Origin of the sequence: Alkalihalobacillus trypoxylicola (assembly GCF_001590785.1) — a bacterium.
GTDB classification, from domain to species: Bacteria; Bacillota; Bacilli; order Bacillales; family Bacillaceae_D; genus Alkalihalobacillus; species Alkalihalobacillus trypoxylicola.
In genome coordinates this window covers 342,634-355,410 of the sequence record NZ_LTAO01000012.1, presented here as the reverse complement: position 1 = coordinate 355,410, position 12,777 = coordinate 342,634, and the positions used below count along the sequence as shown (strand labels likewise).

Below are 12,777 nucleotides of genomic sequence, written 5' to 3'. Positions count from 1 at the left end.
AGCAATAAATTAATAGAACAGCCTATTCGAGGTGTGAGGCATATCACCATTCAACGCAAAAAGGTAAGAAGCCAGGAGAATACATGGTACGAAAAACTCCACACATGTTAGGTACGTGGCTGCGCTCCCCCAAGACACTCAGCGCTGGTGGGTTGACGCAGGAACTATTTCATTAAAATAAGTGGATACCGGCATGGCCACTTCATCTACCGCTAGATTTCGCCTTTCATAAAAAAAATAAACCCAAATGAACCCTCCTTCTTGTGAAAAGAAAGAGGGTTCATTGTTCGCTATTTATGTTGCATCCATTACAAATCATTTCGAGTTTTGCTACAAGAACTATTTAAAAACAGCTTTTGTCTAAGTCTCTTTCTTGAAGGCTCGGAAAAATTTGCGTTGTGACTGAATGTTTCCTTTAGTTCCCTATATATCTACTAAAAAGCGTTTTGGCTCTTACCATGTCATCTGTACCTTGAATTAATACTCGTCCATCTGGAAACAGCACCAATTTTTCTCCTTCATCAAGTGTCGCTCTTAATAAAAATGGCGTTTCCGTAACGTCCGCTACTTTTTTTAAGGTTTCTGCCCACGCTTTAAGATCAAGCTTTTCTTTTCGTTTAATTTGAATCGTTTCTCTCCCACATAAAGAGACAACCTCGTCAAAATCCTTAGTCAAAGCGGGATATTCTTGATGATGACAAACCGGACAATTGGCTTTACTATCTTTCATCTTCAATTCATACTGCTGATTATGCCATATATCAAATGTTTTTAAGGAACCACGCAATTTATCGGTAGCTCCTACTAAGTATTTAATGGCTTCTACGCTTTGATAGGAAGCTACGATATCAACAACAGGACTAATCACTCCTATCGTGTCACAGGTTTGACCTTGTGTGTCACCATGATCGATAAAACATCTAAGACAGGGTGTTTCGTTAGGAATAAATAATGCAGACATTCCCCTAGAGCTCACTGCTCCCCCGTACACAAATGGAATTTGATGTTTAAAGCAGCTATCATTTAGTAAAAAGCGTGTCGAAAAATTATCCGTCCCGTCTAAAACTAAATCTACACCCTCTATTAGTTGTTCAATATTGTCTTGATTAACATCTGTGACAATCGCTTCTATCTCAATCGATGAGTTAATAGTCTCTAATCGTTTTTTTGCCGCAATTGCTTTTGGTAAAGAAGCTTCAACATCTGCCTCATCAAAAAGCATTTGTCTTTGTAGATTACTACTTTCTACATAATCACGGTCAGCTAAACGGACAAACCCAACACCTGCACGAACTAAATGATTAGCAAGAACAGTTCCTAAAGCGCCCACTCCTACAATTAAAATTCTTGCTTTCGAAAGACGAAGCTGTCCTTCTTCTCCAATGCCTGGAAAAAGTAATTGTCTTGAATAACGTTCAAAGCTTTGGTCCATATATAGTTCTCTCCTATCCAGAAGTTTCTTTCATTTTATTTTATCAGTATCCCGAAAACGAGAAAACAAAAATGCGCTAGTTGAAAATAACCATCACTTAAAATGAATGATTATTTTTTGTTCGCTCTTATTTGAATCAATTTCATCATTCCTATTTTATAAATCGAACCGAAAGGTTTTTGATTTTCACTTTAGGTAGATGCTTTCCCAAGGGCTTGTCTTCAGCTAACTCCGACTACGCAGTGCTTCGTCAGAGTGGATCTTCAGACTGCGCTGATCCTTTGGGAGTCACTACCTACCATTTCAATCAACAAGTGAATGAACAAACATTCAAGACATATTTATAATGAATGGTCTGTTTGAATTACTAAAACCCATTTCATCATCTCTGTCTTTTAATGAGAACGATTAGGTTTTTGATTTTCAATTTAGGTAGATATTTCCCCAAGGGCTTGTCTTCAGCTAACTCTGACTATACGGAGCTTCGTCAGAGTGGTTTTCAGACTGCGCTCATCCTTTGGGAGTCACTACCTACCGTTTCAATCTACGAGTTAATTCGCAAACATTCAAGACATTTTTAGCATAGATTTCGGTTTCGTTTACTTATAGAACAATGATGAAATTCACTCATTTATAAGTTATAACTTGAAGAGGACAAACAATTTTATCTACTTTTACATCATGCTTTTCACTTGGTACAGTTGGAATCACTTGAAAAGGAAAGGCTAATGAAATTTTAGGTCCTGTATAATCATTCAAATAACGATCATAAAAACCCCCTCCGTATCCTAATCTTGTTCCATTTTCTTTAGAAAAAGCAAGGCCAGGTACGATCATTAAATCGATTTCACTTGATGTAACTCTGTATTCCTCGCTTCTAGGTTCTAAAAGACCCAATTTTGTGTACTCTAGCTCCTTTAAGGAAGTTATAACATGAAAGCTCATTTCCTTTGTCGAAAAATCGGTTTTTGGTATCGCGATTGTTTTATTTTGTTCCCAGGCTTTAGTTAAAAGCTCATATGTATCGACTTCATCTCGAAACGAAATCGGTGTAGCAATCGTGTTAGCGGATTTCCATTCATCTAATTGCTGTAATTGTTGTAATATTCCTTGATTATATGAAGTTCTTTTTTCGCTTTCAAGAAGAGATAACTTACTTTTAATTCGTTCTCTTACCCATTTTTTTTCGTTCATGAGACCACCCCAAACCACTGCTTTTATTTCATTAAAAATACTCCCATAAATAAATTAAGGGAGTATGTTTCATTTCCTATTTAGCATATGTGAAAAAATAAGCAGGTTGGAAACCAGCTGCTTATTTTGTTTCACGGTGAAGCGTGTGTTTCTTTAATCTTGGGCTGTATTTCTTAAGCTCGATACGCTCAGGATTCGTACGTTTATTTTTTGTAGTAATATAGTTACGGTCGCCTGTCTCAGTGCAAGCAAGAGTGACTTGTACGCGCATTTATTATCCCTCCAAACTATGCAATCTTCATACTTTTCTATATTAGCAAAACTACCTCTTACAATCAAGTATTTTTTCTTTACAGCATGCTAATTTGCTTGAACATATAGATGCTCTCGTAATATTTTCAACAAGCAATGGTCAGTAATCCCCCATACCCTTCCTTTTTTCTGTTCGTTAGGTTGAATCGTCATAGGCATTGAAATGAGGCTTTCTTGACCATCTGAATATAGAGGCATATACAATAACTTCCCTTTTTCTCCGTCCCAAATTTTGCGGATGCTACCTGCACTACAAAATAAAAACTGAGATGGCTCTAGGCTTGCACTAAATAAGGAATATCGGTTTTTTTTATAATGAATTAATGCTTCGTTTTTAGCAGAGTAGTAGGTGGTTGCATCATGAGTATCTTGACCTTTAAAAGAAAACGAATGAATCAATAGTTGAATATTTTTTTCAGCTTCTCCTTGATTACTGACTTCGAATTCTCGAATAAACGTATTTCTATTTTTCATCCAATAATCTCTAAAATTTAAATGGATTTTCCATTTTTTATGATAGGCTGTACTTCTAACCCATGTATTGGTTTGATTGATTCCAACAGAAATAATCCACTCCTCTTCATTAAGCCATGTACATTCATGATTCACCCATAACCCCGTCTCCATTTTTAGATGGGTTTGAGGTAAATAAAATGTAAGATTAGGCTGTAAATGAGGATAGCTTTTTTTCCAATACTGCTGATTACTACTTGATTTGTTTAATTTCTTCCACGTATTTTTGGGTAAAGCGTTTGGCCATAATGAGTTCTGGTGCTTTTGAGTAAATGGTAAAAATGGGTTCATCCTGAGAAGGTACAATGAATGTCCAACCTCCTTCCTGATGAGAAACTTTTAAGCCCTCTGACATTTCTAATTGCTTTCCTTTAAATAATTCCATTAATTTACGCATAACCATGCCTTTTTTTTCGATGTGGCACGTCACTTCTTCTCGATAAATCGTTTCAATTGGTAAAGCTATCACAACATCCGTTAAAGATCGTGAATGGATGGTCAATGTGTTCAATAATTGGCTAACTGCATAAATAGCATCAAATGAACAGACTTGAACGGTACCTTCTGCCTCCATTATTAACCTTCTTGTCAATTTCGTACGCACAACCTGCTTTTCAAAGCTAGCCGCAAACTTTTCAAGTGTTTCACCTTGATAGATAGGGATGGCAACTGTATCTCTCTCTCCCTTTAGTAACTCTAGATAGACAAACAAAGCCATTTGTTCCTCTTCCTTAACCTTAGAACCATCATGAGCAAATAATTTTACAAATTCTAAATTTTGGTCAAATATAAAGCCAATATCTGCATGATGTGACACAACAAATTGAGAAAACTCTTCTTCTGAAAAAGTCGAAGGAGCTGTCACAATATGCGCATTTAAAGTATGAAATAAAAGCTGAATCGCTTCAACGTTTCCTTTTTCAATGATTGCTATTTTCCATGAACGATTGCGAATAGGACTGACCTCAATAGCAGAGGTTAATCGATTAATATACTGTTGTTCTGCTGCTATCTCTCTTGCGTATCCTCCTACATCTTCATACGATGCTAAGTGATAAGAGTCTGAAGCTATCGCTTTTTCCATTTCACGTATTTCCTTAGAGTGAAGAGGTAATCCCTTCTCCCCATAAAACTCGAGTGTTATATTTCTTGGATTTTCCTCATCCACCTTTATGAACAGACCACCAGCCCCTTTTTCATGCTCTACAACTGCACGGAAAATGGGCAGGGCTGTTTTTCCAATATCACGAATATCCTTTCCTGTCGCCTGAATGCTTTGCGAGATCGATAGCTTTAATAAATTGGAGAAGGCATGACCGTCTGCGGCTAAATAGATGTTTTTATCTTTTTTTACTAACCCACCAAATGCTAAACCTACCTTTGAAACAAAGTCTGGTGTCATCTCTACATTAGCCGTACCCTCAAGTCGATGTCCTTTAAAAAGAGAATTCACTACTTTTCTTTCATTCCAAACTAAAGATTGAGAAACGGTTAATCCTGCTAGAATTTTTTTATATGGCCAAAGCTTAACATCAGGTCTTATCGTCACTCTTTCATCAATGTGAACATGCGAGCCAATGATTGCTCCTTCATACATTTGAGCATTGGCATGAGTTTGCGTCTGTTCACAAATCGTTACCCCTCTTATTTCATTCTGTTTTCCTATATAAGTATGATCCCAAACAATGGAATGCTTAATCGAGGATAAATGATCGACTATAGTATGTGAACCAATTACCGCAAAAGGACCAATTTTTGCTCCTTTTTTGATTTTCACTTTTTTACCAATATAGACAGGCTCAATCAATTCAACCCCATCTTCAATGTTGCTTTCACGGTCAACCCAGGTTGAAGCTCCTTTTAACTTACCTTGTAGTTCGACCTTCACTTTACCATTCAACATATCAAATTGTGCTTGGCGATATTGCTCAATATTACCGATATCAGACCAATAGCCCTTTGCGTGATACCCCATAAATCTTTTATTCGATTTTAGTATTTCAGGAAAAACATCTTTACTGAAATCTACCATTTGATTTCCTTTAATATAATGAAACACTTCAGGCTCCATAATGTAAATTCCAGTATTCACCGTATCACTAAATACCTCACTCCAATTTGGCTTTTCTAAAAAACGAATAATTTCATGTTCTTTGTTCGTCATAATGACGCCAAATTCTGTAGGGTCCTCCACTTGTTTCATTAAAATAGTGACTAAGCTATTTTTTTGATGGTGAAATTCAAGGCTATCACTTAAAGAAAAATCGGTTAGCGCATCACCACTAACAACCACAAATCGTTCATCTAAAAAGGATTCCGCTTGTTTGACGCTTCCTGCAGTGCCTAAAGGTGTCGTTTCTTCAAAATAGGTTAATTTCACACCAAAATCAGATCCATCCCCAAAATAATCTTTAATTTCATCAGGTAAATATTGAATGGTTACAGCGATTTCGGTAATTCCATATCTTTTTAACCACTCAATACTATATTGCATAACGGGCTTTTCTAATAATGGGACCATTGGTTTTGGTCTGTTACAAGTTAAAGGTCTAAGTCTTGTTCCTTTTCCACCTGCCATAATGACACCTTTCACACTACCGCCTCCTCTATGGTTTTGCTATTAGATTAGTTGATAAGCATTGTTCCATTTCTTTTAACGTTTGATCCGCAATAGTACCCCAATTATATTGGTGCTGTACTTCATATAAAGCTTCTTCAACTAGAGACTCTCTTAATAACGGATCATGATATAAAGTCTGTAATTGATCGATTAAACTATCCACATGCCCTGGTATCATTTTTAATCCATTTTCTCGATGTCGAATGATATCTGCAAAACCACCCGTATCCGATACAATCGTTGGTCTACCTGCCGCCATCCCTTCTAATGCCACAATACCGAAGGGCTCATATAAGCTTGGAAACAAGACGGCATGACAAGATAAAAACGCTCTATTCCTTTCTTCATCTGTAACAAATCCAAGAAAGTCTATATAATTCTCTAGATTTTTCTCCTTTATCAATTGGCGGTAATAATCAAGCATTGGCCCTTTCCCTGCAATTTTGAAGGTAAATGGCAGATTTTGATGCTTAATTTTTTCCGCTGCATAAATGATGGTTTCAAATCCCTTCTCTTTTACGATCCGACCGACCGAAAAAACCGTCATTGTTTGATTAAGATGAGTATGATTGATTTCATTCCTTTGTAAGCTTTCATACTCAACACCATTTGGAATAATGGCTATTTTTTCTTTTGGTAAGGAGAAAATGTCGATTACCTCTTTATACATATAGCGACTACAAACGATTAGTCGATCGGCTTCATAAGTAAGCTCCCATTCCTTTTGATTAATATCAAATTGCAAAGAGTTATGAATGCCATGATTTCTTCCATGCTCCGTAGCATGTATGGTCACAAGAAGGGGCTTTTGAAGCTGTTTCTTTAACGACTTTGCCGCTACGCAAACGAGCCAATCATGTGCGTGAATGATATCAAAGGTTATCGCTCGTGATAACTTTTCAACCGCTGCTACCATAGCAAAATTTAAGCTTCCAACCCAATCGAAAAAGTTTTCTGCTTTTGGCTGATAGGATTTTATGCGATGTACGTGAATATCCTGATTTCGTTCATAAGCCGGATATCCCTCAATATGAGTGGTAATGACATGTACTTCATGACCTTTTTTTACGAGCTTCTTACTTAAATCAAATACATGCCTTGAAAGTCCACCAACCATCATTGGAGGAAACTCCCACGACAGCATTAGGATTTTTTTCTTTCCTTTATTTGGGTTGTGCTCATAATCAATCTTCTTTTGACTATACTGATCATGCTTAGAAAGGAACATTTGCTCATCTATCTCGATTAAAAAAGGAAATTGATTTTCCATTTCTTCTAAATAAGATGAAGTTAACTTACCTGTATACAGTTTTTCTTGTAAGTCATTAAATCGCTGTAAATGTACACTAAACCGTTCGTTTGCATATTGAGAAGCACTCTGATTATCTAATATGAATGCCCAATCACTACTGACTGCCAGCATCCATTCTCTAACCATTTGCTGCATGGCCCTTTTCTGTTCGTGATGAGGATTTGAAAAAAGAGCAAGAGCCTGAATAAGCTTTCTCTCCATTTGGTGATAATGTCGATAAAGAAAAGCATTTTTTTCATTAAGCCATACTTCACCATAACCGTCCCTTCCCCAGGTAGAAAAAGAAAGATGAGAGGTTGTAAAATCATAATAATGCCGATGAACGAACTCCTCTGGGGTAATAAAGGATATCAATTCTTTTCCATTTGTTAACAGTGCCTCAATCCATTCAGGCCCCTCAAACCACCAATGTCCAAAAAGCTCTGCATCAAACGGTGCGACCATCAAATAGGGTGGATAATGTTGATCGCCATGTTTGTTTACTTCTTCATTAATAGAGTAAATATAATCGTAGGAATGTTGCTGGACTTTGTTCATCGCCCATTCTCTTACATAATTCTCCTTCTCCTCCGTCTCATGAGAGGTTACTCTTTTGAATTTGAGCCCCGTATCCACTCTAATGCCTTCTGGATGTACAAATGGCTTTATATAATTCCAATCTCTGTCATAGCCGATATCTCGATAAAATTCTCGATAATCAACATCACCTGGATAGCCAAATGTTGAACTCCAAACCTTACTTGATAGTGCTGTATGCCTCGGAAACATGACTAATCCGTGTGGTGAATAAATAGGCGCTCTACTATCTTTATCTGGTTTTGGATCAGCACTTAATATCGCATGCTCGTCAACAAAGGTATAGCGGATACCCTCTTCTACTAAAATTTTATCGATACCTGGAGCAAAAGCACATTCTGGCAACCAAAAGCCTAAAGGCTTTTCATTAAAATGCTTTTCAAAGCAACGAATACCCTCTCTTATTTGGGAACGCACTCCAGCTTCACTTTGTACATAAGGCAAGAAAGCATGAGTGGCAGCTGAAGTCATTAACGTTACCAGTTTTTTTTCCTTAAGATCACAATAAGCATTCAGAATATTCCGATTATATTTTCGAAAATAAGTCTTTATTTTATGAAAACGGCTTTGATAAAATTCAACCAGCCTTTGTTGCTCCTTTTCTTCTGTATGTTCTAATTCTTTTTTAATCAGCTTCTCTGTGTTTTCTAGATGTTTCCAATACCGCTCTTGTATTCTTTGATCCGCTAGCATCTCCATTAGAGGAGGTGAAAAAGAAATTGTCACCGCTCCTTTTACCTGAGCTGATTCTAAAGCCCAAATTAAGGGAATATATGTTTCAGTTAATGCTTCAAATACCCAACGTTCTTCTAATCGGTCTTCCTCTAAATGACAAACATAAGGAAGGTGAGCATGAAGAACAAGCGAAAAGTAACCTTCCTTCATCTTCCAATCAACTCCTATTTCACAAAATCATAATAACTGTACGAGCTAAAGTTTTCTAACCATTCTACCTCTTGTACTTGTCCTGTTTTCCAATTATGAACGCTTTGCTCTAATAAGCCTTTTTCAGTCTCCTTCAAACGAGGAGTATCAATTGGATTTGACCGTAAAACGGTTAAAATACGCTTTTGTTCCGTTTCAATCGCAAAATCGACAATATATGTCCTACTAGGCTTTACACCCGTAATAAACCAATTATTCGTCATTTCGGGTAGTGAAATACATTGATATTGGTGAGCGTTGTGTCCATCAAAATGAATCGCTGTAATATCATAAACGATTAATTTCTTATCGATATTCGACCATTTCTGGCGCAGGTGATGCTCTAGCATATGTTGAGTTGATTGTTTAAAATCCCAGTAGGTATATAAAACAAAGGAATTTTTCGAAAAGAGTGAGATTTGATTTTCGTCATAAAATGAAGGTGGCTCTTGGTAGGCTTTGCATAAAGTTTGGTTGTGTGGTAATATTTGTTTTTGTTGCTGATTGATGAATGTTTTTTCTAGTGTTTGTTGAGTGTGAGGATTCTGCTTTTGGTATTGCTCGTGAAATTTATGATAACGGTATTGAACTTTTCCTACTGTCGTTCCTAATTTTTCAGCAATTTTACGAAATGAATAGCCTTTCTCTCGTAGTTCAATCACTTCTTCGATCAGATCAACCACCTCCTATTTTTAAGTTGTCTTTTTTTACATTACAAAGTTAAACTATCTATTTCTTAAAGGTTATTATTATCATACACGGTAGATCAACAAATAAAAAGATCGGAACTTTGTCGAAAAATCACAATAGCCTTAAATCCAGCGTTAAACCTAAGAATAAAAATATTTCGACATAAAAAACAACTGGAACTTTGTCGAAAAACCACTCGTCTCATACGTAGATTATTGTCGAGATGTCGATGTTTCAGCTGTTTTTATTTTCTCTAGCCTGTTTAAAGCGTTTACATAAAAATTCTTATATTTTTTGTTGGAAAAAAGTTTGTTAGTTTTTCTTCCTGTCATTTAATTTCATGACAATAAACCGATATAAACAAAAAGACGTGTAAAGTGTGAAAGGTTGTGTCACTATGCCATGGGCTATATTAGCATTACTGATTTTTGCCATTTTATTAATCATTCTCTCCTACTTTCGTGAAGATCGAACGAAAACACTAGCAAAAGAGCTTGATGAGCTAACGATTACTCATATGCAGGATGTTTATCAATTAAAAAAGCGCTTATCTGAGCTCGAAAGCCAAATCATACTACCAGACAAAAAAAAGCCCGCACATAAAAAAACAGCTCGTGCAAAGCTGACAGAGGATGTTTTTTTCTATTATACGAAGGGATATACGCTCGAACAAATTGCATCTGAAACCAATTTAACAAAAGATGAAGTCACCTCGATTATGAAAAATGACAAAATCTAAAAAAGCATTTGTCTTGTTGACAAATGCTTTTTTTCTTATTCATCTTCATTTTCAACAGGAGTTGCACCCTGTCTTGATTCTTTTAAGTCGAAATAGTGATTGATCATATCTGCACCAATTTGCTGACTAATTTGTGATGCACCTTGAGTTACTACACCCGGAACAACGATTGCATAAGCAATTTCGGGATTATTGGCTGGTGCATAACCAACAAGCGCTTGATTGTTTCCATCTCTCGTTGAACCATCTCCAACCGTTACCTTCACCTGAGCTGTTCCTGTTTTGGCCGCATGACGAAAATCATGATTAACCATCGTCTCTAAACGATAAGGGTTGTTTGGTCTACTACTCGCCGTTCCTTGGCTACTATGAACGACTCGCTCTAATGCTGATTGAACATTAGAAATCATTTGATCGGACATATCAACTCGATTAAGAATCGTTGGTTCATTTTTTTTAATAATCGCCCCTAATTCATCCTTATTTGTTGAAGGCTCGCGAATTTCCGAAACGAAATAAGGCTGCATACGATAGCCGCCATTAGCAATCGTCGAAATATATTGAACCATTTGTAGTGATGTATACGTATCAAATTGACCTATCATAAAATAGCCTAAATTACCAGGCAATGCATACCCACCATTTAATCCGATTGCCGAGGATGGTAAATCAACACCTGTATCCACTCCTAAGCCGAATTGATTAAAGTAATATCGGACTGTATCAAACACTGGTAAATAATTATCCGGATTAAAGCTTCCGTTATATTTCGCAAGTCGTAGGGCAATTTCGACCATATAAATGTTCGAGGAGCGCTCTAACGCCGTTTGATAGTTGACATTACCCATTCGAGTAACAGATTGAATCGTAGCACCTGGAAGAGTAAGCGGTCTATCATTTACATACGTTCCTTCCGTCATAACACCGGTTTGAAAGCCGGTAAGCACCGATGCCGCCTTGACGGTTGAGCCCATTTCAAAGCTATGATTGATGACCCCATTATAATCAAAATAAGCTTCTTCATTGACAGGGTTATGATAGCCAGCTAAACCAAGGATTTCTCCTGTAGTTGGATTCATCGCAATCGCATAAGCACCGCGATCATAAATAAAGCTTCGTGCTCCTGCGTTTACATGCTTTTCTAAGCTCTCTTCTAGTAGCTGCTGGTATTCCATATCAATTGATAAAACGAGGTCATTACCACGACTACCTAATTTCTCATTCGTCTCTCGGTTTGTTGTATTGCCACTCGTTGTCGTAATATTCTCAACGACCGCTTTTTCGCCTCGGAGCGCATCCTCATATTGAAGCTCTAAAAAGCTTGTGCCTACTAAGTCAGAACGAGCATAGCCTTTCGCTAAATATGAATCAATTTGCTCTCTCGGAATCGCACCTGTTCTACCGAATATCGTATTTAACGTATCTCCATACACATACTTTCTTTCTGAATCTCTTAAAATATCAATTCCAGGCAAATCATCTAATCGCTCGGACACGATGTGGGCTTCTTCTGCCGTAATATCCTTTTTGATTCGCTGTGGCGTATTCGCATAACCACTTGCCATCTCTTGATAAATAGCAATCACTCGTAGCTCTTGCTCTGTTAAATTTTCAATTTCTTCTTCTGGTATTAAGTCAATTTGCAATCTAAAAATCTGATTTGGTTCGAGACCTTTGAGATCCTCCTCGTCCTCGTCTTCGGTAAGAGCATTTACTTCCTCCACCGTCTTACGAGCGAGCAAATACTCTCGCTTAGTAAAGTCTCTCACACTATCGGTTTCAATATCAATGAGCTCCTCTATCTTCTCCGCTAAAGCAATCATTTCTGGAGCTCTCGTTTGTTGGGAAGGATTCGTATAGGTTAGCGATAGGACTAATTCATTATCTACGACAATTTGATTTTGACTATCATACATAATCCCTCTTGGAGCATCAATTCTAGCTGTTGAATTACTCGTTCGTTCCAATTCTTTTAAGTACTCTTCCCCTTGAACAATTTGAACAAAGCCAAGCCGTAATATAAGAATGGAGAACAATATAAAAACACCAAAAAATAATACATTTAATCGAACTGGGATTTGCCTTTTCTTTCTTGGCTGCTTCTTTTTTTCCAACTCATTCACCTCTTATTGCTTTAAAGTCCCACTTACTTTCTATGTATACAAAACAATAGACACCTAATATAAAGGTGCCTATTCATCACTTCTACAGTCAAAACCCGCGTATGCCGTTGCTAACGTTGTTTCATGAACCTACACTCGTAGGTGGGTGCTCGCAGAATATCGTTCAACGTCCAAAGTAATTGGCATGTTGTCTAACATTGCATATAAAGCTCCCTTTTTGAAAACAAGGTTCGAAACAAAATAAAGCTCACTAACATGGCAGGCTATTCCTTGTTTGTAGTTTAAATTATAACATAATGATCGACTCTGTCAAAGGGACAAGACCTTCCTTATTGTGTCGAT

Annotated in this window: 9 protein-coding genes and 1 other RNA gene; 1 reads left to right on the top strand and 9 read right to left on the bottom strand. The window is 37.1% G+C overall.

Translation table 11 applies throughout. The features are described from left to right. Positions 1-415 precede the first annotated feature (415 nt). From AZF04_RS08865 to AZF04_RS08835, 7 genes are all read right to left on the bottom strand, one after another. A complete protein-coding gene (locus AZF04_RS08865) occupies positions 416-1,432 on the bottom strand; it encodes a ThiF family adenylyltransferase (protein ID WP_061948406.1) in 1,017 nt (338 codons plus the stop codon). Between the two features lie 627 nt (positions 1,433-2,059). Continuing rightward, positions 2,060-2,626 carry a 5-formyltetrahydrofolate cyclo-ligase gene (locus AZF04_RS08860; RefSeq protein ID WP_061948405.1) on the bottom strand — a complete coding sequence of 189 codons (567 nt, stop codon included), beginning with the start codon at positions 2,624-2,626 and terminating at the stop codon, positions 2,060-2,062. A 121-nt stretch (positions 2,627-2,747) separates the two neighbouring features. Next, the gene (rpmG, locus tag AZF04_RS08855) at positions 2,748-2,897 is read right to left on the bottom strand and encodes a 50S ribosomal protein L33 (protein WP_045485842.1); all 150 of its coding nucleotides are present in this window, start codon (positions 2,895-2,897) and stop codon (positions 2,748-2,750) included. Positions 2,898-2,986: 89 nt separating this feature from the next. Next, a complete protein-coding gene (locus tag AZF04_RS08850; RefSeq protein WP_153017239.1) occupies positions 2,987-3,547 on the bottom strand; it encodes a hypothetical protein in 561 nt (186 codons plus the stop codon). Between the two features lie 97 nt (positions 3,548-3,644). Continuing rightward, entirely contained in the window at positions 3,645-6,044 is a 2,400-nt protein-coding gene (locus AZF04_RS08845) for a sugar phosphate nucleotidyltransferase (RefSeq protein ID WP_061948403.1), read from the bottom strand. A 13-nt stretch (positions 6,045-6,057) separates the two neighbouring features. After that, entirely contained in the window at positions 6,058-8,844 is a 2,787-nt protein-coding gene (locus AZF04_RS08840) for a 1,4-alpha-glucan branching protein domain-containing protein (RefSeq protein WP_061948402.1), read from the bottom strand. A gap of 14 nt (positions 8,845-8,858) precedes the next feature. Beyond that, positions 8,859-9,566, bottom strand: coding sequence for a DUF4912 domain-containing protein (locus tag AZF04_RS08835; protein ID WP_082795229.1), 708 nt, complete (start codon positions 9,564-9,566; stop codon positions 8,859-8,861). Positions 9,567-9,970: 404 nt separating this feature from the next. Here AZF04_RS08835 and AZF04_RS08830 point away from each other — a divergent pair, with 404 nt between their 5' ends. After that, entirely contained in the window at positions 9,971-10,312 is a 342-nt protein-coding gene (locus AZF04_RS08830; protein ID WP_061948400.1) for a hypothetical protein, read from the top strand. A 35-nt stretch (positions 10,313-10,347) separates the two neighbouring features. Here AZF04_RS08830 and AZF04_RS08825 read toward each other — a convergent pair whose 3' ends face one another. Continuing rightward, on the bottom strand, positions 10,348-12,426 hold the full coding sequence (locus AZF04_RS08825; protein ID WP_082795230.1) for a peptidoglycan D,D-transpeptidase FtsI family protein: 2,079 nt from the start codon (positions 12,424-12,426) through the stop codon (positions 10,348-10,350). Between the two features lie 97 nt (positions 12,427-12,523). After that, positions 12,524-12,703: non-coding RNA, 6S RNA (gene ssrS, locus AZF04_RS08820), on the bottom strand. Positions 12,704-12,777: the final 74 nt, after the last annotated feature.